The 24660-nt window shown below is 61.3% G+C and carries 22 protein-coding genes and 1 riboswitch; of the genes, 15 read left to right on the top strand and 7 right to left on the bottom strand.

Features of this window, described 5'->3' with window-relative positions:
* Nucleotides 1–20 precede the first annotated feature (20 nt).
* Both dnaQ and H7R73_RS15740 read left to right on the top strand, forming a co-directional pair.
* A complete protein-coding gene (dnaQ, locus tag H7R73_RS15745; RefSeq protein WP_161653403.1) occupies nt 21–755 on the top strand; it encodes a DNA polymerase III subunit epsilon in 735 nt (244 codons plus the stop codon).
* Entirely contained in the window at nt 752–2002 is a 1251-nt protein-coding gene (locus H7R73_RS15740; RefSeq protein WP_042865207.1) for a TIGR03503 family protein, read from the top strand. The genes dnaQ and H7R73_RS15740 overlap by 4 nt, the downstream gene beginning before the upstream one ends.
* A 75-nt stretch (nt 2003–2077) precedes the next feature.
* Here H7R73_RS15740 and H7R73_RS15735 read toward each other — a convergent pair whose 3' ends face one another.
* Together H7R73_RS15735 and fadE are read right to left on the bottom strand one after the other, a co-directional pair.
* The gene (locus H7R73_RS15735; RefSeq protein ID WP_039038835.1) at nt 2078–3595 is read right to left on the bottom strand and encodes an HD domain-containing phosphohydrolase; all 1518 of its coding nucleotides are present in this window, start codon (nt 3593–3595) and stop codon (nt 2078–2080) included.
* Between the two features lie 174 nt (nt 3596–3769).
* Nucleotides 3770–6226 carry an acyl-CoA dehydrogenase FadE gene (fadE, locus tag H7R73_RS15730; RefSeq protein WP_182951320.1) on the bottom strand — a complete coding sequence of 819 codons (2457 nt, stop codon included), beginning with the start codon at nt 6224–6226 and terminating at the stop codon, nt 3770–3772.
* Between the two features lie 252 nt (nt 6227–6478).
* Here fadE and lpcA point away from each other — a divergent pair, with 252 nt between their 5' ends.
* The 3 genes from lpcA to H7R73_RS15715 all read left to right on the top strand — a co-directional run bounded on the left by lpcA (nt 6479) and on the right by H7R73_RS15715 (nt 8602).
* Nucleotides 6479–7057: a D-sedoheptulose 7-phosphate isomerase gene (gene lpcA, locus H7R73_RS15725; RefSeq protein WP_010674142.1), complete on the top strand. Its 579-nt coding sequence runs from the start codon at nt 6479–6481 to the stop codon at nt 7055–7057.
* 111 nt (nt 7058–7168) lie between these two features.
* On the top strand, nt 7169–7966 hold the full coding sequence (locus H7R73_RS15720; protein ID WP_103259829.1) for a class II glutamine amidotransferase: 798 nt from the start codon (nt 7169–7171) through the stop codon (nt 7964–7966).
* Nucleotides 7967–8266: 300 nt separating this feature from the next.
* Entirely contained in the window at nt 8267–8602 is a 336-nt protein-coding gene (locus H7R73_RS15715) for an Hpt domain-containing protein (protein ID WP_039038838.1), read from the top strand.
* A 12-nt stretch (nt 8603–8614) separates the two neighbouring features.
* Here H7R73_RS15715 and H7R73_RS15710 read toward each other — a convergent pair whose 3' ends face one another.
* On the bottom strand, nt 8615–9538 hold the full coding sequence (locus H7R73_RS15710; RefSeq protein ID WP_103244658.1) for a gluconeogenesis factor YvcK family protein: 924 nt from the start codon (nt 9536–9538) through the stop codon (nt 8615–8617).
* Between the two features lie 113 nt (nt 9539–9651).
* Between H7R73_RS15710 and H7R73_RS15705 the strand changes: the two genes are divergently transcribed.
* Nucleotides 9652–10833 (top strand): FIST signal transduction protein, encoded by a 1182-nt coding sequence (locus H7R73_RS15705; RefSeq protein ID WP_041215518.1) that lies wholly within the window; start codon nt 9652–9654, stop codon nt 10831–10833.
* 18 nt (nt 10834–10851) lie between these two features.
* Nucleotides 10852–12927 carry an ATP-binding protein gene (locus H7R73_RS15700; RefSeq protein ID WP_182951319.1) on the top strand — a complete coding sequence of 692 codons (2076 nt, stop codon included), beginning with the start codon at nt 10852–10854 and terminating at the stop codon, nt 12925–12927.
* 272 nt (nt 12928–13199) lie between these two features.
* Here the strand turns inward: H7R73_RS15700 and H7R73_RS15695 are convergent, their stop codons facing one another.
* The 4 genes from H7R73_RS15695 to narQ form a co-directional block, all read right to left on the bottom strand.
* The gene (locus H7R73_RS15695; RefSeq protein WP_103259830.1) at nt 13200–13775 is read right to left on the bottom strand and encodes an LON peptidase substrate-binding domain-containing protein; all 576 of its coding nucleotides are present in this window, start codon (nt 13773–13775) and stop codon (nt 13200–13202) included.
* A 302-nt stretch (nt 13776–14077) separates the two neighbouring features.
* A complete protein-coding gene (locus H7R73_RS15690) occupies nt 14078–14503 on the bottom strand; it encodes a globin domain-containing protein (RefSeq protein ID WP_039038868.1) in 426 nt (141 codons plus the stop codon).
* Between the two features lie 146 nt (nt 14504–14649).
* Nucleotides 14650–15288 (bottom strand): two-component system response regulator NarL, encoded by a 639-nt coding sequence (gene narL, locus H7R73_RS15685; RefSeq protein ID WP_039038841.1) that lies wholly within the window; start codon nt 15286–15288, stop codon nt 14650–14652.
* Nucleotides 15288–17000, bottom strand: coding sequence for a nitrate/nitrite two-component system sensor histidine kinase NarQ (gene narQ, locus H7R73_RS15680; protein WP_041215515.1), 1713 nt, complete (start codon nt 16998–17000; stop codon nt 15288–15290). The genes narL and narQ overlap by 1 nt, the downstream gene beginning before the upstream one ends.
* A gap of 78 nt (nt 17001–17078) precedes the next feature.
* Nucleotides 17079–17218, top strand: a riboswitch (molybdenum cofactor riboswitch).
* Between narQ and moaA the strand changes: the two genes are divergently transcribed.
* The 8 genes from moaA (at nt 17206) to H7R73_RS15640 (ending at nt 24620) form a co-directional block, all read left to right on the top strand.
* Nucleotides 17206–18201 carry a GTP 3',8-cyclase MoaA gene (gene moaA / locus H7R73_RS15675; protein ID WP_010674152.1) on the top strand — a complete coding sequence of 332 codons (996 nt, stop codon included), beginning with the start codon at nt 17206–17208 and terminating at the stop codon, nt 18199–18201. It overlaps the preceding riboswitch by 13 nt.
* A gap of 251 nt (nt 18202–18452) precedes the next feature.
* The gene (gene napF / locus H7R73_RS15670; RefSeq protein WP_103259831.1) at nt 18453–18962 is read left to right on the top strand and encodes a ferredoxin-type protein NapF; all 510 of its coding nucleotides are present in this window, start codon (nt 18453–18455) and stop codon (nt 18960–18962) included.
* Nucleotides 18959–19261, top strand: a complete 303-nt coding sequence (locus H7R73_RS15665) for a chaperone NapD (protein WP_010674154.1) — start codon at nt 18959–18961, stop codon at nt 19259–19261. The genes napF and H7R73_RS15665 overlap by 4 nt, the downstream gene beginning before the upstream one ends.
* A gap of 189 nt (nt 19262–19450) precedes the next feature.
* Nucleotides 19451–21940, top strand: a complete 2490-nt coding sequence (gene napA / locus H7R73_RS15660) for a nitrate reductase catalytic subunit NapA (RefSeq protein WP_010674155.1) — start codon at nt 19451–19453, stop codon at nt 21938–21940.
* A 16-nt stretch (nt 21941–21956) separates the two neighbouring features.
* On the top strand, nt 21957–22691 hold the full coding sequence (napG, locus tag H7R73_RS15655; RefSeq protein ID WP_103259832.1) for a ferredoxin-type protein NapG: 735 nt from the start codon (nt 21957–21959) through the stop codon (nt 22689–22691).
* Nucleotides 22688–23563, top strand: a complete 876-nt coding sequence (gene napH / locus H7R73_RS15650; RefSeq protein WP_103259833.1) for a quinol dehydrogenase ferredoxin subunit NapH — start codon at nt 22688–22690, stop codon at nt 23561–23563. The genes napG and napH overlap by 4 nt, the downstream gene beginning before the upstream one ends.
* Nucleotides 23563–24018, top strand: coding sequence for a nitrate reductase cytochrome c-type subunit (locus H7R73_RS15645; protein WP_029314277.1), 456 nt, complete (start codon nt 23563–23565; stop codon nt 24016–24018). The genes napH and H7R73_RS15645 overlap by 1 nt, the downstream gene beginning before the upstream one ends.
* 11 nt (nt 24019–24029) lie before the next feature.
* Nucleotides 24030–24620 carry a cytochrome c3 family protein gene (locus H7R73_RS15640; RefSeq protein WP_039038845.1) on the top strand — a complete coding sequence of 197 codons (591 nt, stop codon included), beginning with the start codon at nt 24030–24032 and terminating at the stop codon, nt 24618–24620.
* Nucleotides 24621–24660: the final 40 nt, after the last annotated feature.

Here is a 24660-nt window from a genome sequence, read left to right as displayed (position 1 = left end):
AGTTTGACATGGATTTGATCATGAGCACACCCCAACTGAATCGCCAGATCATTCTGGATACCGAAACCACCGGCATGAACACCGCGGGCGGCCCTGTCTATCTTGGGCACCGCATCATCGAGATCGGCTGTGTGGAGGTGATCAACCGCAAACTCACTGGCAACCATTTCCACGTCTACATCAAGCCGGATCGGCTGGTGGACCCCGAGGCCATCGCCGTGCACGGCATCACGGATGCCTTCCTGGCGGACAAGCCCTCTTTTAGCCAGATAGCGGACGATTTCATCGAGTTCATTCGCGGCGCCGAGCTCATCGCCCACAACGCCCCCTTTGACGTGAGCTTCATGGACTATGAGTTCAGCAAGCTCGGTCTGAACTTCAAGACGGCGGATATCTGCGGCATCACGGATACCCTGGCAATGGCGCGGGATCTCTTCCCGGGCAAGCGCAACAACCTGGACGTGTTGTGCGATCGCTACGGCATCGACAACTCTCACCGTACCCTGCACGGCGCCTTGCTCGATGCGGAGATCCTGGCGGACGTCTACCTCCTGATGACGGGTGGCCAGACCAAACTCAATCTCGCGAGCGAAACCAGCGAGAGCGAGACCAGCCAGGATACAGGCATTCGTCGTCTGGAGAGCAATCGCCCGCCGCTCAGGGTGTTGCGCGCGAGCGACGAGGTGGCGGCTGTCCATGAAGCGAGGCTGGATCTGGTACAGAAAAAAGGAGGTGCCTGCCTGTGGCGGCAATGAGATCGCTTTGGGGGCTGCTGCTGCTGGCCTCCCTCCCGGCCGCGGCCAACGAGGTGTTTGCGCCTTCCGACATTCCTCTGCTCGACAACCGCTTTCGCATCGATTATGGCGTGAAGGAGATCACCTTCATCATCAAGCGCAAGCCGGGGACGCCCTCGGTGATCCTGGTGCGACCCGATGGCAGCAAGCTCTATGTGGGCAAGGTCAAGCCGCCCGACGTGGGCTGGTTGCCCCTCAAGGATCAGGATCTCATCACCATCCGCGACCCCATGCCCGGCCCCTGGCAGGCGATCGGGGAGGTGGACCCCGACAATCGGGTGCGCCTGCTCACCGACATCCAGGTCGAGAGCGAGCCGCTGCCGGCCCGCCTCTATCAGGGTGAGCGGGTCAAACTGCAATCCCGTCTGCTGATCGATGGCGCGGCGCCTGGGGCGGGTTACTACCTCACCGATCTGGGCATGACCGTCAAGCTGCAGCAGTTCAACGATGCCAGCCAGAGCGGGGATCCCGTGTTCGAGGAGACCCTGGGACGCTACATGGATGATGGCAAGGGGGTGGACGAAGTGCCGGGGGACGGTATCTTGACCGCCGAGGCGGTACTGGACGTCCCTGCGGGAAAATACCGAGCCCTCTTCAGCACCGGCAATGAGGTCTTCTCACGAGCCCAGTCACAGCAGGTGCTGCTCTACCCCTGGCCGGTCAGCTATTCCCTGAATCCCCCCTCCGGGGAGGGGGGAGCCAAGCTCTCCCTGGTCATCGATGTGGATGAACTGGATCCCGCCTCCGTGGTCATCCAGGGCAAGGCCATCGACGGCGGGGGCAGTAGCATGACGTTCAACGAGGTGGCGACAGCGCCGCGTTTTGGCGTGGATCTCTCCGCCCTCAAGGCGGCAGGGCAGTACAAGGTGGAGGCCACCCTCTTTGGAACAACCCGGCTCGGTCGCGAGGTGCAACTGCAATTGCCGGCCAAGTCGTTCACCATAGCACCGCCTCCCCCCCCTCCCGCACCCTCTGCGGCCATGCCCGCATCCGCCGCCACCCCCGACCGGTTCGAGGAGCGGGAGAGTCCGGTCTGGCTGCCCTGGGCGCTGGGGGGAGGTGGCGTGTTGCTGCTCTTGCTGGGGGCCGGTGGTTTCATTCTGCTGCAAAAGCGCCGCACCCTGCACAAGGCGATGGCGGCGCAGAAGGCGCAACTTGAAGAGACGCCAGCAACCCCCAAACTGGATCTCAATCTGCCGGAGCAATAATTCCGCGCACATTGCAAAGAAGCCGCCCAATGGGCGGCTTCTTCATGGTGGCAAGTGGATGGGGTGAATCCGATATCAGTGAGCGCCGATATAGATGTCTTTGTACTGCTCGCGAATATCGAGGAATTTCTCCAGATTGGCCAGCATCAGGTCCACCAGGAGGGGATCGAAGTGCTCTCCTTTCTCCTCCTTGATCAGCGCCAGCACCTGATCCAGCGGCCAGGCCTGCTTGTAGCAACGATCCGAGCCCAGGGCATCGAACACATCCGCCAGGGCGACGATGCGTCCTTCCAGCGGAATGTCCTCTCCCTTCAATCCGCGGGGATAGCCGCTGCCATTCCACTTCTCGTGATGGTTGCCCGCGATGGTGGCGCCTATCTGGAACAAGGCCAGATCACTGCCGGAGAGCATGTCCTGCCCAAGCTGGGCGTGGGTTTTCATGATCTCCCACTCCTCGGGAGTGAGTTTGCCCGGTTTGTGCAAGATGGCGTCCGGGATCCCCACCTTGCCGATGTCGTGCAGGGGAGAGGCCCGCTTGATGAGCTCGCACCTGTCCTCATTCATGCCGAGCAGCTTGCAGAACAGTTCGGTGTAGAGGGCCACCCGCTTGACGTGCAAGCCGGACTCTTTCGAGCGGCTCTCCACCAGTTCGCCGATGCGATAGATGATCTCTCGCTGGTTGTCACCGATCACCTCGTTGAGCCGGATATTCTCCAGCGCCACTATGATGTTTTCGGTGAACAGGCTCAGCAGCCCGGTATCCATCTGGCTGAGCGGGCGAGTGGTCTCGATGTGGAACAGCAGGTGATGACGGGCATTCTGGCAATAGAGCACCATCTGGTTGCCATCGTAGACATTGGCTCCCTTGGCCATGGCACAGCGCAGGATTTCCGGCGCATCGACGAGGCGCAGCATGGGACCATCGCTGAGCAGAGGCTCGAGCACCTGATCCCGCACCTCATACGCCAGGTGCTTCACATCGTAAATCTGGGACTCTTCCAGATTGAGCAGGGCGCTGAGCTGGGTCTGGGCTCCTTCGACGAACTGGCGCAGGGCGCGCTGCTCGAAGATCCCCTTGGACGCCTCGATGACCTTCTCCAGCCCCTGTCGATTGCTCTCAAGGGTTCGGATGTCCCGGTAAGAGCGCAGGCTGGCGCGCAGCAGGGTGCGCAGTTTCTGGGAGGTGAGCTCGGTCTTGTCCTTGTAGTCGTTGATATCGTAGTTGGTCACCACGTCATCTTCCGGGGCCTGGCCGGGCTGACCGGTTCGCAGCACGATGCGCACCATCTTGTTTTGCAGCTCGTCGCGCACGAACTTGACCACCTCGAGACCGGCATGGTCGACCTCCATGACGACGTCGAGCAGCAGCAGGGCGACATCCGGGGTGAGGGCGAGCAAGGCTTTGGCTTCAGCCGCAGAGTAGGCGTGCAGAAAATCGATCGGCTTGCCGTCGAATTCAAACTTGTTCAGGGTGATTTTGGTGATGCGATGCACTTCGGGTTCATCGTCCACTATCATCACCTTCCAGCCGGCGGGACGCGGTGCTGATTGGGGAAGATCTTCATCATCAATAATCAGGATTTGATCATCCATTATGCAATCCTGTGTGTGATCCTGTGCTTACCTTAACCGCTTCATTCAATATAGGAAACGGATTGATATCCAAAATATGATCCAGTCGGTTTCTCTTTCTTCGTATCGAATGCCATCCACCAGCCCTTTCATGAAAAACGCCTCCACAAGGGAGGCGTTCTGGCATCAGAGGCATCAAGCTGCCCTGTGATAAGCGGAGGCTTCAAACAGTGCCTTGTTGGCCACCAGGTCGACGGGATCGAAATCATCGACGTTGATGGTGCGAAGGCGACTCTCCTCGGCGCGCCGCAGCAGGTCCGCTTCGGCCTGGTTGATGACACCGAGGCTCAGGCCCGCCTCTGCCACCTTGTCGAGCTGGGTGAAGGGGCGTTTGCTCCCTTCGGCTTTGCAGACCTTGTCAAACAGCGGCTCTGCGGTCAGCACATCGTCCAGCGCCTGTTCCAGCAGCCCGAAGGGGTTGCCCTCCTCGCGCGTCAGATATTGACCCTCGGCCAGACGGCTGCGAGTGGCACTTGGCACCTGGAGCAGGCGGGCCACCTGGCTGTCGAGCTTGTCGGAGGGACGCTTCTGGTCGCGACCAAGGGGTAGCACGATGGCGCGCAGGGCCAGACCAATCCAGCGATTCGGGAAGTTGCGCAGCAACTCGTCGATCGCTTCCTGAGCCTTGAACAGGGCGTCTTGCAGTGCCCAGTGCAGCAGCGGCAGGTCGGCCTGCTGGCGTCCTTCATCCTGATAGCGCTTGAGGGCGCTGGAGGCCAGATAGAGCTGGCTTAGCACGTCGCCGAGGCGGGCAGAGACCCGCTCCTTGCGCTTGAGCTCGCCACCCAGGGTGCCCATCGCCATGTCTGACAGGAAGGCCAGGTTGGCGGAGAGGCGGGATAGTTGCTGATAGTAGCCCTTGGTCTGATCCTTGTAGGGCGCGGCGGCGAAGCGGGCACCGGTCAGCCCCAGCCAGAAGCTGCGCACCAGATTGCTGATGGCAAAGCCCACGTGGCTGAACATCGCCTTGTCGAAATCTTTCAGCGCCTGCTCTTTGTCGGGGTGGCTGGCTGCCAGCATCTCCGGCAACACGTAGGGATGGCAACGGATGGCTCCCTGACCGTAAATGATCATGCTGCGGGTCAGGATATTGGCTCCTTCGACGGTCACGGCGATGGGCGCCCCCTGATAGCCACGGGCCAGATAGTTGTTCGGCCCCATGCAGATGGCCTTGCCGCCATGGATGTCCATGGCGTCAATGATGCACTTCTGGGCGCGGTCGGTGAGGTGGTACTTGACGATGGCGGAGATGACCGAGGGTTTTTCACCGAGATCGATGCCGGTGACCGTCAGTTTGGCGGCGGCGCCCATGATGTAGGCGTTGCCACCCAGGCGTGCCAGCGGCTCTTCAATCCCTTCCATCTTGCCAATCGGCAGCTTGAACTGGCGACGGATGCGGCTGTAGGCACCAGTGGCCAGGGCCAGCATCTTGACGCCGCCCGTGCTGTTGGAGGGCAGGGTGATGCCGCGACCGACGGAGAGACACTCCACCAGCATGCGCCAGCCCTGACCGGCCATGGCCGGGCCGCCGATGATGAAGTCGAGCGGTACAAACACGTCCTTGCCGCGGGTCGGGCCGTTCTGGAACGGCACGTTGAGCGGGAAGTGGCGGCGACCGATGTCGACTCCCTTGATGTGGGTCGGAATGAGGGCGCAGGTGATGCCGAGCTCTTCTTCCTCACCCAGCAGGTGGTCAGGGTCACGCAGCTTGAAGGCGAGGCCGAGTACGGTGGCGATGGGAGCCAGGGTAATGTAGCGCTTGTTCCAGGTCAGGCGCATGCCGAGCACCTCTTCCCCTTCCCACTCGCCTTTGCAGACGATGCCGAAGTCGGGAATCGAGCCCGCATCAGAACCCGCTTCCGGGCTGGTCAGGGCGAAACAGGGGATCTCCTTGCCGACAGCCAGACGGGGCAGGTAGTAATCCTTCTGCTCGTCAGTGCCGTAGTGTTGCAGCAGCTCACCCGGCCCTAAGGAGTTGGGAACGCCGACGGTGGAGGCGAGCACGGCGCTGGCGCCGCACAGCTTTTGCAGCACGCAGGACTGTGCGTAGGCGGAGAACTCCAGCCCGCCATATTTCTTCTTGATGATCATGGCGAAGAACTTGTTGTCCTTCAGGTATTGCCACACTTCGGGGGAGAGATCGGCACGCTCGTGGGTCACTTCCCAGTCGTTGACCATGCGGCACACTTCTTCAACCGGGCCGTCCATGAAGGCCTGCTCCTCGGCGCTGAGGGTGCTCACCGGAATGGCGTGCAGCTTCTTCCAGTCCGGGTTGCCGGCAAACAGATCCGCTTCCCACCAGGTCGTCCCCGCTTCGATGGCTTCCTTTTCGGTACGGGACATCTCCGGCATGATGGACTTGTAGATCTTGAACAGCGGCTTGGTCAGCTGGTTACGGCGAAACTCCACCAGATTGAGGGGCAGAGCTATCACCGCGAACAGCGCCCACACCAGCAGGGGTACATGGCCATAGAAGGTGCCGGCGACCAGGGCGGCGGCCGTGGCAAGCGTGGCGGTGAACAGGGACGCACGGCGATAGGCCATGGCGCCGATCACCAGGATCACCCCGAGCAGAGTGAGGGTCGTCGTCATTGTTTGCTCCTTGCATGAATTGCCGAGGTTGGGAAATTGGCGTTAACTGATCCAGAGGTCTGACCTGTTGGATATGGCCCCTGTTGTAATTCATACGCACAAACTTATCAAGCTGTTTACAAGCCTGTTACCTTGGCTCTGTGATCTCCATAACGCGCTGCCCGCCCCATCTTGGCGGGCGGGGGGCGACGATTGGACTGGCTTGTGCGACAATGCCGCCACCCTATGTTGGACGACGAGATTTCAAGAACCATGTACCAAGAACTGATCCGCAACGAGTTGACCGAGGCTGCCAGCGTGCTTCAGGCGTTCCTGGCAGATGAGCAAAATCTGAAAAACATCGAGGCGGCGGCCAGGCTGCTCGCCGACTCCTTCAAGCAGGAAGGCAAGGTACTCTCCTGCGGCAACGGCGGCTCCCACTGCGATGCCATGCACTTTGCCGAGGAGCTGACCGGTCGTTATCGCGAGAACCGCCCAGGCTATGCCGGCATCGCCATCTCCGATCCCAGCCACCTCTCCTGCGTCTCCAACGACTTTGGCTATGACTATGTCTTCTCTCGCTATGTGGAGGCCGTCGGCCGCCGTGGTGACGTGCTGCTCGGCATCTCCACCAGCGGCAACTCCGGCAACATCCTCAAAGCCATCGAGGCGGCCCGTGCCAAAGGGATGAAGGTGATTGCCCTGACCGGCAAGGACGGCGGCAAGATGGCTGGCCTGGCCGATGTGGAGATCCGTGTGCCGCACTTCGGTTATGCCGACCGCATCCAGGAAGTGCACATCAAGGTGATCCACATCCTGATCCAGCTGGTTGAAAAAGAGATGGCCAAGTAATCAACGATCCGGGATTGAGAGGGGGGATGGGTGACCATACCGGCCCTCTCGTCCAGCCGTGACGGTTGATTGACGAAACCAGAGTCAAGACATTCAGGGAGTGGATGGTATATGTGCGAACTGCTCGGCATGAGTGCCAATGTGCCGACCGACATCTGCTTCAGCTTTACCGGGCTGATGCTGCGGGGCGGCAAGACCGGTCCCCACAAGGATGGCTGGGGGATCACATTCTATGAGGGGCGGGGTTTTCGCACCTTCAAGGATCCCGAACCCAGCGCCCAGTCTCCCATCGCCAAGCTGGTCCAGGCACTGCCCATCAAGAGCCGTGCCGTGGTCAGCCACATCCGGCAGGCGAACCGGGGGTGTGTCTCCCTGGAAAACACCCACCCCTTTACCCGCGAACTGTGGGGCCGTTACTGGACCTTTGCCCACAATGGCCAGTTGACCGGTTACAAGAAGCTGCCCACGGGGCGGCACCGTCCGGTCGGCGAGACCGACAGCGAGCACGCCTTCTGCTGGTTGCTCGACAGGCTGGAGCACAAGTACCCCAAACGGCCGGCAAATTTCCCCGCCATGTTCCGCTACCTCGCGACCCTGTGCGACGAGCTGCGCGGGCTCGGGGTGTTCAACATGCTGCTGTCGGACGGAGAGTTCGTGATGACCTATTGCAGCAACAACCTTTACTGGTTGACGCGCAGGGCTCCCTTTGGCGAAGCCCGTCTGCTGGATGAGGATGTGGCCATCGACTTTCAGAGTGAAACCACGCCGAACGATGTGGTGACCCTGATCGCCACCCGGCCGCTCACCGGCAACGAGAATTGGGTGAAGATGGTGCCCGGGGAGTTCTGCCTGTTCAGGCTGGGCGAGCTGGAATATGGCAATGCAGCCAACTTGTTGAACCAGAAATAAAAAACACCAGGGTAGATGTCTACCCTGGTTCTTCGCAGCAGCCATACAGGCAAAAAGGGATGAGAGAGGTGTTGCTGAGCCGCATCATTCTCATGGGTTGCATTGTTACTTTAATGTTAATTTTGTGACAACCTTTATCTCTCTCCATTCTGACTGACATACCGATAACTTGAAGCTGCTCACATTCTGGTGTCCCAAGAGCATCCGGAGCGATACGGGCATGCCCGAAGGGCGGGTGACAGCGGGGCTGTGGGTCCGCTATATTGTGGTCTGTTTGAATACCATCATAGGGAAGAGAAGATGGAGTGGCTGGATCAGAAAGTGCTGCGACAACTGGCAGATGACATCGGTCACGAGATGATGCCGGTCGTCATCTCGGTGTTTGTCGAAGAGGTAGGCGAGCAGTTGGCCCAATTAAGACCGCTTTTTGAGCAGCGGGACTGGTCAGCCCTTGCGCGTGTTGCCCACAGCATGAAATCGTCCTGTGGCAGCTATGGCGCCAAACCCAGCTATCAGCAGGTGATGGATCTGGAGTCCGCCTGTCGCCGGGAAGATGAGCAAGAGGCCGGCAGACTGCTGGCTGAGCTGGAGCACTCACTGCCCCAGGTCTTCACCCATCTGGCCCAGTTTCACTGAGCCAGAAGGGCATCAGCCCGCCATGTCGCGCTCGCCAAGCCTGCTCAGGATCACGGTGTCGAGTGCCAGCCGCAGCTTGAGGCGGTCGTGGCGGTGGGGGAGGGCCGCTTCACCCAGCTCGGCCCGAACGAGGCAGTGCTGCAGCTCGGGTACCTGGGGGCCCTCGGGAGCCAGAATGGCATCGATCCGGCCGCTGCCTATCCGCTCTTCCAGCCAACGATGTTGACTGGGCAGTGACAACTGGCCTGCCGGACCCTCTTCGTCCACCAGATTGCTGATGAACACGACGATGGCGCGGCTGCTGCGTATCGCCTCCGCAATCTCGCGCAGCAGCAGAGGAGGCATGATGGAGGTGAGGAAGCTGCCCGGCCCCAGGATGATCATGTCGGCCTGGCTCAGCGCCTCGACCGCTTCGCGCGTGGCGGGCACGACCGGTTTCAGGCTCAGGGCCCGTGGCGGTGTGGTGAGCTGATCGATGGAGACCTCTCCCAGGATCTGATCGCCACAGACGGTGTGGGCGCACAGATCGGTGGGATGCTCGGACATGGGCAGCAGATTGGGTTCAATTTCCAGCATGTCACTGATGAGCCGGATGGCATCCAGGGGGCGCACGCAGAGGTTGTCGAGGGCCAGCAGCATCAGGTTGCCGAGGTTGTGGCCCGCCAGCTCTCCGCGGCCGGTAAAGCGGTGCTCGAACAGCTGGCTACCGATGCTGGGGGTGGTCACCAACTGGTTGAGGCAGTTGCGCAGATCCCCCCAGGCGATGCACTCCTGGCTTTTGCGCAGGCGTCCGGTGGAGCCGCCATCATCCGTGGTGGTGACGATGCCCGTCAGCCGGGATCCCAAGAACGACAGGGAAGAGAGCACCCGGCCCATACCGTGCCCGCCGCCGATGGCGACAACCCGGTCGAAGTCATTGATATTTTTCTGCCACATGCAGTGATCCCGTGGGAGGCCAGTGAGCACCATTCTAGTCTCCATGGCCAGGTAATTGTTTGATAAGGGTATGATTTTTGCTTGATGCCAGCATCCCGTACCCCTAGGAGACGATGTTGAACTTCCTGACGGCTCACTCGCTTGCCGAGACGACCCCACTGGCCGCCCAACAAGTTACAGAGCGGTTGCATGCCCAGTCATCCCATGTTCCATCGCTGTTGCTGGTCTATTTTACCCAAGCACACGAGGCGGCGGAACTGCGCCGTGCGCTCAAGGCACGTTTTCCCGATACCCGGCTGATCGGTTGCAGCTCCTGCGGCGGTATCCTGACCCAGGATGGCCATCATGGTCGGCATGGCTGGAGCCTGTCGGTCGCCGCCCTTTATGATGACAAGGGGGCCTATGGCGTGGCTGGCCAGATGGGGGATCAACCGGATGTGCGGGCATTGCTGCGCCGCGCCATCGCCGATGGTGGCCGACCGGGAGAGCTGCCGCAGCTCGTGTTGCTGCACACCAGCCCGGGGCTGGAGGAGGCTGTGCTCGCTGGGATCGACGCCGAGTTTGGCGCGACCGTTCCCGTCGTCGGCGGGTCGGCGGCAGACGATGGCGTGGCCGGGCAGTGGCAGCTGTGCTGGGACGAAGGGGAGGGATCACAAGGGTGCGTGTTGGCGGTGCTTTACCCGGACTGCCAACTGGCGTTCCAGTTTCACTCAGGCTATGTACCCACCGAGTGTCGCGGCATCATTACCGGGATAGACGGGCGGGAGGTGCTGACCATCGATCACGAGCCGGCGGCCCGGGTCTATGGTCGCTGGACCGAGCGTGCGACGCCCTGGCCGGTGGGCCCCATCCTCAGGGAGACGACGCTCTCGCCACTGGCCCGTCAGGTCGGCATGCTCGATGACCTGCCCTACTACAAGCTCTCCCATCCCGAGGCGGTGACGGCGCGGGAGGGGCTGCGCCTCTTTACCGAGACCCGACTGGGAGAGCGGCTGCTGCTCATGTACAGCAGCCAGGAAGGGTTGTTGCAGCGTAGCCTGAATGCGGTGAATATCGAGCCTGAATATGGCATGGCGAGCAATATGCGCCCCTTTGGCGCCCTGGTGGTGTTTTGTGCCGGTTGTCGGCTGGCACTGGGGGACAGGCTGGGGGACATCGTCAGTCAATTCAGTCAGAGGCTGGGTGAGATCCCCTTCATCACGCCCTTTACCTTCGGTGAACAGGGACGATTACCCCATGGTGAGCTGGCACACGGCAACCTCATGGTGTCGAGCGTAATCTTCCTCGAGAGCTGACACTGTGCTGGATTCAAGATGATAGGCAATAGCGAACTCGAAACCCTGGGTGACAAACTGCAAACCACGCTGGTGGAGCTGATGCGTTGCCGGGAGCGGGAGGCCAGATATCGGGAGGAGTCCCAAGCCCTGCTGTGCGGGGTGGCGACCCTGGCACAGGCCCAGAGTCTGGAGCAGGTACTGGAGAGTCTCATTCTTGCTCTCAAGCCCTTTATCGGATTTGAGCAGGCGGACGTGGTCGCCTGGGAGGCCGTGAGGGGCAGCACCCATCTGAGCACTCAGCCGGACGAGGTGGGCCGGACCTGGTCGCTGACACCGCTCTTCTCCAGGGCCATCGAGGGGGAGACCCTGGTCATCTATGATCCCGCCCAACTGCCTGAGCTGGCGCCGCTGGCGGGGGCGCCGGGCTGGGCCAGCGTCATGATGACAGGCTTGCAGGGACCGGGGTTTTCCGGTGTGCTCATCTGCCGGCACAGCGTGGCGGGCACCTTCGATCTCAAGAGCAAGGCGGCGATGCAGCGTTGTCGCCCGCTCATCTCCCAGGCCCTGGTCAACATCGCCTATCGGGCTCGCCTGCAAGAACAGGTTGACCTCAAGACCCTGGCCCTGCAGGCCAGCGAACAGCGTTTTCGCAGTTTTGCCGCCATGGCCTCCGACTGGTTCTGGGAGACCGATCCCCAGCACAGGCTCAGCTATGTCTCTGCCCCTGGCTATCAGGGGGAGGTGCTGGCCCGCCAGACGGGGAGAAGCCTCTATGATTTTGCCCACGACAAGCAAGACCCGGCCTGGAGCCACTACCGGCACCTGATCGCCCACCATCTGCCGGTGCGGGGAATGCGGGCCCAGGTGATGCTGGCGGGCGGGCCTTGCTGGATGGAGATCAATGCGGAGCCTTGCCATGATGCCGGTGGCCGCTTCCTCGGCTATCGGGGCACGGCGCGGGAGATAGGCAGCCAGATCCGCCGGGAGCAGGAGCTGGCGCGGGCGCGGGACGATGCCGAGACGGCCAACCGTGCCAAATCCCAGTTCCTCGCCATGATGACCCACGAGATCCGCTCTCCCATGAACGCCGTGCTGGGGATGCTGGATCTGCTGCAGCACGGCCGGCTCGACACTCCGCAACAGACCCTCATCGGCCATGCCACCCACTCTGCGCATCTGTTGCAGACCATCATCGACGATGTGCTCGATTTCTCGAAAATAGAGTCACATACCCTGACGCTGCACTGTGAACCCTTTCAGCCAGCCGAGCTGTGCCGTGCCCTGGTGGAGCCCTTGCAGGCACAGGCCAGTGCCAAGGGAATCACACTGCACTGGCATCTGGATGAGACGCTCCCCGAACGCCTTCAAGGGGATGCCGTCCGCCTCTCCCAGGTGATAGGCAACCTGCTTGGCAATGCCGTGAAGTTCACCTCCGCCGGCAGCGTGCGTCTGGCATTGACCTGGGAGGAGGAAAAGTTGGGGGTCATGGTCAGCGACACGGGGATCGGCATCTCCACCGAGGATCAGGCGTTGCTGTTCGAACCCTTCTATCAGGTCGACAGTTCGGCAACCCGCCGCTTCTCCGGCTCGGGGCTCGGACTGGCCATCTGCAGGCGGCTGGTGCAGCTGATGGGGGGAGATATTTGCGTGCAGAGCACGCCTGGGCTGGGAAGCTGCTTCTGGTTCGAGCTGCCCGGGATGGCCTCTCCCTGTGCTCCGGCCACCGCCCCCGGCAGTGAAGAGTGCGCCAGACTGGAGCTGGATGTGCTGGTGGTGGAAGATAGTCCGGTCAATCAACTGGTGGTATCCCTGATGCTGCAGAAGCTGGTGTGCAGGGTGAGGCTGGCAGGCAATGGTCTGGAGGCCCTGGCACAGGTGGCGAAGCAGCAGCCGGACCTTGTCCTGATGGATATGCGGATGCCGCAGATGGATGGGCTGGAGGCGACCCGGCGCCTACGGGACATGGGGTGCGAGGTGCCCATCGTCGCGTTGACGGCCAATGCCATGATGGAGGACAGGGCCCGCTGCCTTGCTCAGGGCATGAACGATTTTCTGGCCAAACCCATCAGTCTTGCCAGGCTGCGAAGCTGCCTGCTCCGCCATTGCAGGTGATGCCGGCCGATTTTGGGTAAAAAAAATGGTCAACCTGGTGGTTGACCAATTCTTCAGCAAATACTGAAGAGAGCACGGGATAAATCGGGTTGTACGGTTTTATATGAAAAAGTCGTGCCAACTTTTCAAAACCTGTTATTTGCGGCCTGTAGCTGAGTTGTGTGTTATTTATCGCTACCGTGATTGCAAAATGCAATTCTCATTTTTTCATTATAAGAATGCAGTGCCGAGAATTCGCGTTTTGCAAACCAACCGTTGACTCACTCTTTGACTCACTGTGCGATCAGTCGGCGCAAGAACTGGCGCGCCGCTTCACTGTTCTGTTTGGCAATCAACATCTGTTTTTCATAGATCGGCATGGGCAGGATCTCGAGCCAGCGTTGGCAGAGCCAGGCTGCATCGTCGAACTGCTTGTCCGGATAGAGCTCATCCAGTTCCGGGTATTGTGCAAAGACCTCTCTCAATCGGCTGACCAGCTGGTTGTCGCTGATATCAGAATCCGCACTCGGCCAGTTGGGCAACGGCTCGACCTGGGCGTGTCTGAGGCCTGCGCTATCCGTTTCCATCTCGTGGATGCAGAAGCGTTCAAGGCCGAGCACGGTGACCCCGAGCAAACCGTCGTTGAGGGTATAAAAATCAGTCACCTTGACGCGGGTTCCGACCGGGAGAATCCGTCCGCAGGTACCCGTGCTGGTGGTCTCTTCCATCACGATGCCAAAACCCCGATCCTCGAGGAAGGACTCCTTGAGCATCTGCAGGTGGCGCGGCTCGAACAGGCGAAGGGGGAGCTTGCCACCGGGCAGAATGTGGGACGGCAAGGGGAACAGTGCCAGTTGTTGAAGTTTCATGTTCCATCCTCCTAATCAGTCATTGCTGAATGTGACAATGCAGTGACCGTGCCAGAGAGAGGTGGCGTGGCGAAGGGGTGAGTCATTTCCCGTGGTTATTTTTAATATCCATTTAAAATCAATCTATTGTGATTTGATGTCGCGAATGCAGGCAAGGCAGTGCGAAAGGGATTCAGGTGAGGTGTAAGGGCGCCGAACATACCCTGTGTGCAGAATGAGTCTATTTTCGCATATTGCAAATTTGATTCATGCAAAATGCCTGTTACAGACCCATTCAGCGATTGGGGGCAAAGGCCAGGGGATCAGGTGGTGAATTCGGTGTGCTGTGTCATGCCGTCCAGCATCAGGGCGGCTATCTCGTCATACATCTGCGACCAGGCCTGTGCCAGTGCCGGGGTAAAACCACTGCCGAGACGTCGTGCCAGTACCTGGGTCAGCGCCTGCTTGAGCAGCGCAAACTGGTGGGGTTGAACGTTGAATCGCTGGTGACGCCTGCCGAGATCGCGAATGATGAAACCCAGTGCATCCAGCTGGGAGAGGCTGGTGATGACGGTGTTCAGGGTGTCCGACACCTTGGCAACAGGCAGCTCCTGATGTGGGGGAAAGAGGGCCCTGAGTTCGGGGGACAATCTGAACAGCTCTTCATACACCTCCTGGACATAGCTGTTGTTCAGGGCGCTCACCCTGCCCCAGGCTTTCTGGACCAGCTCTATCTGCTCAAAGGTCATGTCGATGTTTCCTTCCCGTGCGATGTCATGAAAATAATAATCCATCTACTCAATAGAGCACCGGGTTCCGCGCCATTTGGGGAAAAGGAGAGGGGGCCAGCAAGGGGGCACGGATGGTGACCCCTTGCTGGCAGGAGGCCGGGACCTCAGTTGCGCTGTTCCAGGTACATGACGGCTGCTTCGACGCGGCTTTGGGCCTCGAGCTTTTTCAGCAGGCTCTTGACGTGGACCTTGACGGTTCCCTCGGAGATATGGAGCACGGAGGCGACCTGCTTGTTGGACAACCCCTTGGCGATTTCACGCATGATCTGCATCTCGCGTCGGGTCAGGCTCTCCAGCTTCTGCTGCAGGTGGTCCAGCTCGTAGATGTTCTCGAGATAGGGACGTAGCGGCTCGCTCAGGATCTGCTTGCCGGTCATCACGTCAGCCAGCTGGGCCAGCAGCATGTCAGGCTCGGTGTCCTTGAGCAGATAGCCGTCCGCGCCTGCCTTGAGCAGGGCAACCACATCTTGGCGGGCGTCAGAGACGGTCAGGATCACCACGCGGGAAGTCACCTCTTCGGCCCGCAGCGCCTTGAGGGTATCGAGACCTGACAACCCCTTCATGTTGAGGTCGAGCAGGATAAGGTCCGGTTCGGACTCCTTGGCCATGGCCACAGCGTCGGTGCCGTTGGAGGCCTCGCCAACCACGTCGATGTTATCTTCCAACTCCAGCAGTTGCACAATTCCCTTGCGCATCAGGGGGTGGTCATCCACGACCAGAACACTGTATTTCATCTCGTCCATCAGGCGTCTCTTGTTAGGCTGGTGGGAAAGGTCAGGTGTATGCGGGTGCCCCCGGAGGGCGGTTCACTGATGGTCAACTGGCCGCGCAATTTGCTGGCGCGTTCATTCATGATGCTGAGACCGTAGTGATTCACCGCCGAGCTTGCGCCCCTTATTCCAACACCATCATCTGCAATCTGAACCTGGATGTTACCATCAGCCAGGGTCTCACAGCTAACGTCAATGTGCCGCGCGCTGGCATGCTTGATGGCATTGAGCACTGCCTCACGGATCAGCTGCAGGATGTGGATGTGCTGCCCCGCTTCAAGGTCGGTGTCCGTCAGTCCGTACTGGAGCCTGATGTCGGCGTGCGTCTGGGGTTTGAGCTGCTCGAGCATGACCGCGATGGCTTCACCCAAGTTGGCATCGCCGATGCTGAGGCGGAAGGTGCCGAGCAGTTCGCGCAACTGGGTATAGGCATTGCTGAGTCCCTCGTCGATCTGCTCCATGGCTGCCTCGGTCTTGGCCCTGTCCCCCTTGGCGAAGGAGCGCTTGAGCAGCGTGGCCTGGATCTTCAGGTAAGAGAGGGCCTGGGCGAGGGAGTCGTGCAGTTCACGGGCGATGACGGCGCGCTCTTCCATCAGCAGCAGGCGCTGGTGCTGCAGCAGGGTCTGATCCTTGTGCAGCACCTGGGCCAGCAACATGGAGAAGTTCTTCATCAGCCGCTCGTCGATGGGGTGGTCGCTTATCATGTCGAGCCGGCCGTACTCCTCGTCATCCATCTGCAGGTAGAAGCTCACCACGGCGTCCAGATCCCCCGGCCACCCCTTGCGACCTGTGATGTAGACCGGCATCGCATTGTGCTCGAAGCGGGTGAGGCGGATGTACTCGATGTGCTGGTGGGCGGCGGCCCGCTCCAGCAGCTTTTGCAGGGTGCGGCGGCTGAGGGGCGCCGCGTGCAGTTTCTGGGCGGTGGAATAGAGGAAGGAGAGGGTGTCGTTGGCCTGTTGCAGCTTGGCCGTTTTCTCCTCCACCTTGCTCTCCAGCTCCCGGTAGAGTTTGCCAAGCTCGTCGGCCATGGTCGCGAACGCTCCCGACAGCTCTCCCAGCTCGTTCTCACAGTGGGGGGGCAGGGTGAGATCGAATTCCTGACGCTGGATCTGGCGTGCGCAATAGACCAGCTGATTGAGGGGCGCCACCACCTGCTGGCGGGTGAAGCGCACCGTGCACCAGGCGATGGTGATGATGGCGAGCAGACCCAATCCCTCTGCCAGGGCCAGCATGCGCACCTTGAACTCCACGTGGTACTGCATCTGGTTGACGAAGTCATCGATGGCGGCGACGAACTGCTCCGTATTGTCGGTATAACGGCTGGGAGTGGCATTCTCGATGTGTTCGCGCATCACTTGCCATTGCAAGAGGACTTCACCATAGGTGCGGCGCAGGGAGGCGGGCGTGATCCAGCGCTGGGTCTCCTGCAGCTCGGGGGCATGAAGGGTCTGTTCAAACTGGGCGAGCCGGCCGAGGACGACCTGATCCTTCTCGATTTCATAGGCCATGCGGTAGGCCTGCATGCGCAGGGATCCCGACAGGTTGATGGCCTTGGCATCGGGAACCGAATAGAAGAGGGTGACCATGGCCACCACGGCGATCAGGCTGGCCATGAACAGGATCAGCACCATGGAGCGACCGATGGCGCTGCTGACCGACTGCACTCTGAACCATTTTCCCATGCCGACCGGCTCCCTTTTCACCCACAAAGACCCCACAAAGTAGCATGGGAGTGTACTCCAAGTTGTGCTAGCATCGAAAAACTAGATGAACTCCGAGCGATTTTGCCTAAGTCATTGAGATAGGGGGAGATCGCCGTCAGCCGATGTTCGAGCTGAAAGGGTCAGGAAAGAAATGCCCTGGCCTCCCGTATTTGGAAAGGTGTTTATGTTGCCACTTGAAGATGGTTTTTCCCGTCGCTTTTACTATTTGCGTCTGTCGGTCACCGACGTCTGCAATTTCCGCTGTACCTACTGTCTGCCGGACGGCTATCACCCGCCGAAAGGAGATGGTGAGGGGCGCCAGTCCTTCCTCTCCCTGGAGGAGATCCGTCGCGTCGTCTCCGGGTTTGCGGCCATGGGGACGCGCAAGGTGCGTCTGACCGGAGGCGAGCCCTCCCTGCGCCGAGACTTCACGGCCATCATCGAGACCGTGGCCAATACCCCCGGCATCGAGAAGGTGGCCATGACCACCAACGGGTATCGCCTCAAGGAGCGTGCCCGCGAGTGGTTCGATGCGGGGCTGACGGCCCTGAACGTCAGCGTCGACAGCCTGGATCCCCGCCAGTTCCACCAGATCACCGGCGAGAACAAGCTGGCGGAGGTGATGGCGGGGATAGACGCCGCCCTGAGTGCCGGTTTTCGGTCGGTCAAGATCAATGCCGTGCTGCTCAAGGGGCTCAATGATCATCAGCTCGAGACATTCCTCGCCTGGATCCGGGACAAACCCATCGAGCTTCGTTTCATCGAACTGATGCAGACCGGCGAGATGGACGCCCTGTTTCGCGATCACCATACCAGCGGTGAACTCATCAAGCAGCGCCTGCAAGAGAGCGGCTGGGTGCAGCAGCTGCGCGGCCTGGATGATGGCCCTGCCCAGGTGTTCACCCATCCGGACTCGAGGGGCGGGGTGGGGCTCATCATGCCCTACAGCAAGGATTTTTGCGCCGGTTGCAACCGGCTGCGGGTCTCCTCCAAGGGCAAGCTGCACCTGTGTCTCTTTGGCGACAACGGGGTGGAACTGCGGGATCTGCTCACCGATGACAGCCAGCAGGAGGCGCTGCAATGGCGTATTCGCCAGGCGCTGACCGGCAAGGCCGCCACCCATCGCCTCCATGAAGGCAATGCAGGCATGACCCCTCACCTGGCCTCCATCGGCGGCTGAGAGCCGCCGTGCACCTCAAATAACCTTCGATTAATTATCAATCCTCACATAGGGGTAATTTACCTTGCCCCTGCTGTGTCTAATTGCGCCAAGGGTTTGATCCAGCGCAAGAATCCCCCCTGTTTATCTCCCTGGTGGTATATCCCCTGACTTGTCAGGGCCGCAATATACACCCACGCTTATAATTGGTATTGAAAATGCCAGTCACGGGATCCGCGCGGGGGCATCCGTCCCCGAAAAGAGGAGTCGATATGACCGACGGGGTCAACTTGTCACGCAGAGGCCTGTTTCGGGGACGCCTGAGCGCCCCCAAGGCCGGGATCCAGTTGCCCTGGTCCGTCTCCTGGGACGAGTTCGTGGTCGGCTGTACCCGCTGCGGCGACTGTCTGGCGGCCTGTCCGGAGCAGATCCTGATCAAGGGAGACGGGGGCTTCCCCACGGTGGATTTTCACCGCGGCGAGTGCACCTTCTGCACCGAGTGTGTGAGCGCCTGCCAGGCGCCGGTGTTCAGGCCGACAACCCAGACACCCTGGGAGTATGTGGCCCATATCGAGGCGGGCTGTCTGGCCACTGCCCAGGTGTTCTGCCAGCGCTGTCAGGACAGCTGCGAGCAGCAGGCCATCCGCTTTTCCCCCCGGCTGGGGCGCGTACCCACCCCCAGCATCCATGCCGAGTCGTGCAATGGCTGCGGGGCCTGCGTGGCGGATTGCCCGGTGGGCAGCATCAGCATCGGTCTGTCTCGTGGCGAGGCTTCGCGATGACCCAAGAGACGAACAAGTTGGAAAACGGTGATATGACGCGAGAAGAGTTCCATGTATCCAGCCTGGTGGTGCTGACCCAGCCCGATCTGCGCCACGCCCTGGCAGAGCGGATTGCGACCCTGGATGGGGCCGAGATCCACGCCGTCAGCGAGGAGGGCAAGCTGGTGGTGACCCTGGAGGGGCCGAGCCAGCGCCCCATCATGGCGGCCATCGACACCATTCAGGGGTTGCCCGGGGTGCTCTCTGCGGCCCTGATCTACCACCAGTTCGATGAAATGGACGCCGAAGATGGGGAATAAGGCGTCATGTGGCAGAAGCGCAAGAGTCGTTCGCTGACCGCCACGGGTAATACACGGGATGCCGGGTCTGTTGTCTGCGTTCGATGAACGAAAAGCCCAGAGCAAAGGAATAAAGCGCCATGGAGCTGAGCCAGCGCGGCTCGTCACAATGGCTGTCATTGATGTGATTAAGCAATGCGAGGATATGTCATGAAGCTGAGTCGACGCGACTTTATGAAGGCCAATGCGGTGGCGGCAGCCGCTGCCGTGGCCGGTGTCAGTGCCCCCACTCTGGCGGCGAACCTGATCACCAGTACCGACAAGACCGCCATCACCTGGGATAAGGCGCCGTGCCGCTTCTGCGGGACCGGCTGCTCCGTGCTGGTGGGCTCCCAGGCTGGCCGCGTCGTGGCGACCCAGGGGGATCCCGATGCACCGGTCAACCGCGGCCTGAACTGCATCAAGGGCTATTTCCTCTCCAAGATCATGTACGGGGAGGATCGCCTGACCCAGCCCATGCTGCGCATGACCAACGGCAAGTTCGACAAGAACGGCAACTTCGCCCCCATCAGCTGGGATCAGGCCTTCGACATCATGGCCGAGAAGTTCAAGGCGACCCTGAAAGAGAAGGGCCCGACCGCCGTCGGCATGTTCGGCTCCGGCCAGTGGACCGTCTGGGAAGGCTATGCCGCCGCCAAGCTGATGAAGGCAGGCCTGCGCTCCAACAACCTGGATCCCAATGCCCGTCACTGCATGGCCTCCGCGGTGGTGGGCTTCATGCGTACCTTCGGCATGGATGAACCCATGGGCTGCTACGACGACATCGAGCAGGCCGACGCCTTCGTGCTGTGGGGCTCCAACATGGCCGAGATGCACCCCATCCTCTGGTCGCGCATCTCCGATCGCCGTCTGTCCCACCAGGATGTGCAGGTGCACGTGCTCTCCACCTTCGAGCACCGCAGCTTCGAGCTGGCGGACAACGGACTGGTGTTCACCCCCCAGACCGATCTGGCGATCCTCAACTACATCGCCAACTACATCATCCAGAACGACAAGGTGAACTGGGAGTTCGTCAACAAGCACACCCAGTTCCGCAAAGGGGTGACCGACATCGGCTACGGCCTGCGTCCCACCAACCCGCTCCAGCAAAAGGCCAAGAACCCGGACAGCGGCGACTCCACCCCCATGAGCTTCGAGGACTTCGCCAAGTTCGTGGCGGATTACGATCTGGAGTCCGTCTCCAAGCTCTCCGGCGTGCCCAAGGACAAGCTCGAGAAGCTGGCACAGATCTATGCGGATCCGGACAAGAAGGTGGTCTCCTACTGGACCATGGGCTTCAACCAGCACACCCGCGGCGTCTGGGCCAACAACCTCTGCTACAACATCCACCTGCTGACCGGCAAGATCTCCCAGCCGGGCTCCGGCCCCTTCTCCCTGACCGGCCAGCCCTCCGCCTGTGGCACCGCCCGTGAAGTGGGTACCTTCGCCCACCGTCTGCCGGCGGACATGGTGGTCACGGATCCCAAGCACCGCGCCATCGCCGAGAAGATCTGGAAGCTGCCGGAAGGCACCATTCCCGAGCAGGTGGGCTACCACGCCGTGCTGCAAAACCGCATGCTGAAAGACGGCAAGCTCAACGCCTACTGGGTGATGTGCAACAACAACATGCAGGCCGGCCCGAACATGAATGAAGAGGCGCTGCCCGGTTATCGCAACCCGGCCAACTTCATCGTGGTCTCCGACCCTTATCCGACCGTGACCGCCCAGGCGGCCGACCTCATCCTGCCCACCGCCATGTGGGTGGAGAAAGAGGGGGCCTACGGCAACGCCGAGCGTCGCACCCAGTTCTGGCACCAGCAGGTGAAGGCACCGGAAGGCGCCAAGTCCGACCTGTGGCAGCTGATGGAATTCTCCAAACGCTTCACCGTGGAAGAGGTGTGGCCGGCTGAGTTGATTGCCAAGATGCCGGAAGTGAAGGGCAAGACCCTGTTCGACGTGCTCTATGCCAACGGCCAGGTGAACCAGTTCCCGAAAGAGCAGAGCAAGGGGGCCCTGAACGACGAGGCCGAGCACTTTGGTTTCTACGTCCAGAAGGGGCTGTTCGAGGAGTACGCCTCCTTCGGTCGCGGCCATGGCCACGATCTGGCGCCGTTCGATCAGTATCACGAAGCCCGCGGCCTGCGCTGGCCTGTGGTGGACGGCAAGGAGACCCTGTGGCGCTATCGCGAAGGGTTCGACCCTTACGTGAAAGCGGGGGAGGGGGTGCGCTTCTACGGCAAGCCCGACGGCAAGGCGGTCATCTTCGCGCTGCCCTATGAGCCCGCCGCCGAGGCTCCGGACAAAGAGTACGACATGTGGCTCTCCACCGGTCGCGTGCTGGAGCACTGGCACACCGGCACCATGACCCGTCGCGTGCCCGAGCTCTATCGCGCCTTCCCGGATGCGGTGCTCTTCATGCACCCGGAAGATGCCAAGGCTCGCGGCGTGCGCCGTGGTGAAGAGGTGATCGTCTCCTCCCGCCGGGGCGAGGTGAAGACCCGGGTCGAGACCCGTGGCCGCAACCGTCCGCCCAAGGGATTGGTGTTCATGCCCTTCTTCGACGCGAGCCAGCTGGTCAACAAGCTGACCCTGGACGCCACGGATCCGCTCTCCAAAGAGACGGATTACAAGAAGTGCGCCGTCAAGGTCATGAAGGCCTGAGGCGGGGGAGCGCGAGATGAGTCGTAGTCGGCGCCAGTTTCTGGCCGACATGGCCAAGGGGGCCTGCGGTGTGGGCCTGCTTGGTGTGGGGCTTGGCGGCGTGGCGCGCCAGCAGGTGCAGGCTTTGCCTGCCCAGGCGCTGCGCCCGCCGGCTGCCCTCGACGAGGCCGAGTTTCTCGGCGCCTGCGTGCGCTGCGGACTCTGCGCCCTGGCCTGCCCCTACGACACCCTCAAGCTCGCCCGGCTGTTTGAACCCGTGACCACCGGCACCCCCTACTTCAAGGCGCGCGCCGTCCCGTGCGAGATGTGTGACGACATCCCCTGCGTGGCGGCCTGCCCGAGCGGGGCCCTGGATCGGGCCATGACCGACATCGATCAGGCACGGATGGGGGTGGCGGTGCTCATCGATCACGAGACCTGCCTCAACTACCTGGGGCTGCGCTGCGACGTCTGCTACCGGGTCTGCCCCCTCATCGACAAGGCCATTACCCTTGAGCTGCAACACAACCCGCGCACCGGCAAGCACGCCATGTTCCTGCCCACGGTGCACAGCGATCTCTGTACCGGCTGCGGCAAGTGCGAGCACGCCTGCGTGCTGGAGGAGGCGGCCATCAAGGTGGTGCCTCGCGGGCTTGCCAAGGGGGAGCTGGGTCACCACTACCGGCTCGGCTGGGAAGAGAAGGAGAAGGCGGGCAAGTCCCTCATCGGTGAGCGACTGACCCTGCCGACCCGCAAACCGGAGGGTCTATGAGTCGGTATCCGGGGGCCGAGGCCACGGCCAGGCTGGGGTGGTGGCGTGCCCATCGCTTCCTGCTGCTGCGCCGGCTTTGCCAGTTCGGGGTGCTGGGGCTGTTCCTGCTGGGGCCGCTCGCGGGCATCTGGATCCTCAAGGGCAACCTCTCCAGCTCCCTGCTGCTGGAGACTGTGCCCCTCACGGATCCCCTGACCCTGTTGCAGTCGGTGGCGGCGGGCCAGTGGCCCATCCCCACCCTGTGGCTCGGGGCCGGGCTGGTGCTCGCGGGTTACTGGCTGGTCGGGGGGCGGGTGTTCTGCTCCTGGGTCTGTCCGGTCAACCTGGTCACCGATGCCGCCGCCTGGCTCAGGGGGCGACTTGGCCTCAAGGGCAATGGTCAGTTCAACCGCGCTACCCGCTACTGGCTGCTGGCCATGGTGCTGGTGGCACCGGCCATCACAGGCGTGCTGGTGTGGGAGCTGGTCAACCCGGTGTCGCTCACCCTGCGGGGCCTGCTGTTCGGCATGGGGGCGGGCTGGGGCCTGCTGGCGGCGCTGTTCCTGTTCGACCTTTTTGTGGTGGAGCGGGGCTGGTGCGGCCACCTCTGTCCGGTGGGGGCCTTCTATGCCCTGGTCAACCGGGTCGGGTTCATCAAGATTGCAGCCTCGGGGCGCGAGCGGTGCAGCAACTGCATGGATTGCTATGCGGTCTGCCCGGAGCGTCCCATCCTGCGCGGCCCCGTTCACGGTGCCAGGCGTGGTCACGGGCCCTTGATTGCGGCTCAGGAGTGTACCAACTGCGGCCGTTGCATCGATGTCTGCGCGGAGCAAGTTTTTGAAATCACTGTAGGTTTTGCCGTCAAGGCAGAGAAAACGTCGGAGAACACATAATGAAGAAGCTGATTGGAGCAATGCTGGCCTGCCTGATGGCGGGTTCCTTGATGGCGGCCGTCCCCGAGATCACCAACAGCACGGGGGGCATCAAGTCGGAGCGGGGAAGCACGGATCTGGTGACGGATGCCGACGCGGCCCCCATGAAGAACTTTCGCAAGGATGGCGACCTCTACGATCGCCAGTACATGCACCAGCCCCCGCTGATCCCCCACGACACCCGCAACTATGAAGTGGACAACAAGGTCAACAAGTGCCTGGCCTGTCACAGCTTCAAGAACGCCAGTGCCATGAAGGCCCCCAAGATAAGCCCCACCCACTTCGAGACCCGCGACGGCATGACCCTGGGCGAAGTCTCTCCGCGTCGCTACTTCTGTCTGCAGTGCCACGTGCCGCAAGCGGATGCCAAGCCGCTGGTGAACAATACCTTCAAACCGGTTGAAGCGCTGAACTGAGGAACCCATAGATGAAATTACCCGGCTTTGTGAAGCGTCTGTGGACCACCTTCAAGTCACCGTCGAAGGCGGCCCTCTGGGTCATCCTGCTGATGGGCTTCTTCGGTGGCGTCATCTTCTGGGGCGGGTTCAACACCGCCATGGAAGCGTCCAACACCGAGGCCTTCTGCACCAGCTGCCACGAGATGAAGGACAACGTGTTCGTGGAGTACCGCGACACCATCCACTACGCCAACCGCTCCGGCGTGCGGGCCAGCTGCCCGGATTGCCACGTACCCCACGAGTGGACCTACAAGATCATCCGCAAGGTGCAGGCCTCCAAGGAGCTGTGGGGCATGATCACCGGCAAGGTGGATACCCGCGAGAAGTTTGAATCCCACCGGCGGGAGATGGCCGAGCGGGAGTGGCAGCGGATGAAGGAGACGGATTCGCGCGAGTGCCGCAACTGCCACAACTTCGAGTACATGGACTTCTCCCTGCAAGGGCGTCGAGCCGCCCAGATGCACTCCACCAACCTGGCAAGCGGGGCCAACACCTGCATCGACTGCCACAAGGGGATTGCGCACCAACTGCCTGACATGAAAGGGGTGCCAGGCTTCTGATGGGAAGGCCGCCGGATCCCCGGGATCCGGCGGCCTTCGA

The organism is Aeromonas sp. WP2-W18-CRE-05 (assembly GCF_014168615.1).
GTDB lineage: Bacteria > Pseudomonadota > Gammaproteobacteria > Enterobacterales > Aeromonadaceae > Aeromonas > Aeromonas caviae.
The sequence above is the reverse complement of the archived record's forward strand: the minus strand, read 5'-3'. Positions and strand labels throughout refer to the sequence as shown.

Coding starts and splice junctions, on each gene's coding strand:
- H7R73_RS15720 (WP_103259829.1), top strand. CDS start 7,169: ATGTGCGAACTGCTCGGCATGAGTGCCAATGTGCCGACCGACATCTGC.
- H7R73_RS15665 (WP_010674154.1), top strand. CDS start 18,959: ATGACCCAAGAGACGAACAAGTTGGAAAACGGTGATATGACGCGAGAA.
- lpcA (WP_010674142.1), top strand. CDS start 6,479: ATGTACCAAGAACTGATCCGCAACGAGTTGACCGAGGCTGCCAGCGTG.
- H7R73_RS15700 (WP_182951319.1), top strand. CDS start 10,852: ATGATAGGCAATAGCGAACTCGAAACCCTGGGTGACAAACTGCAAACC.
- H7R73_RS15710 (WP_103244658.1), bottom strand. CDS start 9,538: ATGTGGCAGAAAAATATCAATGACTTCGACCGGGTTGTCGCCATCGGC.
- napG (WP_103259832.1), top strand. CDS start 21,957: ATGAGTCGTAGTCGGCGCCAGTTTCTGGCCGACATGGCCAAGGGGGCC.
- napF (WP_103259831.1), top strand. CDS start 18,453: ATGACCGACGGGGTCAACTTGTCACGCAGAGGCCTGTTTCGGGGACGC.
- H7R73_RS15695 (WP_103259830.1), bottom strand. CDS start 13,775: ATGAAACTTCAACAACTGGCACTGTTCCCCTTGCCGTCCCACATTCTG.
- H7R73_RS15640 (WP_039038845.1), top strand. CDS start 24,030: ATGAAATTACCCGGCTTTGTGAAGCGTCTGTGGACCACCTTCAAGTCA.
- narL (WP_039038841.1), bottom strand. CDS start 15,288: ATGGACGAGATGAAATACAGTGTTCTGGTCGTGGATGACCACCCCCTG.
- H7R73_RS15705 (WP_041215518.1), top strand. CDS start 9,652: ATGTTGAACTTCCTGACGGCTCACTCGCTTGCCGAGACGACCCCACTG.
- dnaQ (WP_161653403.1), top strand. CDS start 21: ATGAGCACACCCCAACTGAATCGCCAGATCATTCTGGATACCGAAACC.
- fadE (WP_182951320.1), bottom strand. CDS start 6,226: ATGACGACGACCCTCACTCTGCTCGGGGTGATCCTGGTGATCGGCGCC.
- H7R73_RS15740 (WP_042865207.1), top strand. CDS start 752: ATGAGATCGCTTTGGGGGCTGCTGCTGCTGGCCTCCCTCCCGGCCGCG.
- H7R73_RS15645 (WP_029314277.1), top strand. CDS start 23,563: ATGAAGAAGCTGATTGGAGCAATGCTGGCCTGCCTGATGGCGGGTTCC.
- moaA (WP_010674152.1), top strand. CDS start 17,206: ATGTTGCCACTTGAAGATGGTTTTTCCCGTCGCTTTTACTATTTGCGT.
- H7R73_RS15735 (WP_039038835.1), bottom strand. CDS start 3,595: ATGGATGATCAAATCCTGATTATTGATGATGAAGATCTTCCCCAATCA.
- napH (WP_103259833.1), top strand. CDS start 22,688: ATGAGTCGGTATCCGGGGGCCGAGGCCACGGCCAGGCTGGGGTGGTGG.
- H7R73_RS15690 (WP_039038868.1), bottom strand. CDS start 14,503: ATGACCTTTGAGCAGATAGAGCTGGTCCAGAAAGCCTGGGGCAGGGTG.
- napA (WP_010674155.1), top strand. CDS start 19,451: ATGAAGCTGAGTCGACGCGACTTTATGAAGGCCAATGCGGTGGCGGCA.
- narQ (WP_041215515.1), bottom strand. CDS start 17,000: ATGGGAAAATGGTTCAGAGTGCAGTCGGTCAGCAGCGCCATCGGTCGC.
- H7R73_RS15715 (WP_039038838.1), top strand. CDS start 8,267: ATGGAGTGGCTGGATCAGAAAGTGCTGCGACAACTGGCAGATGACATC.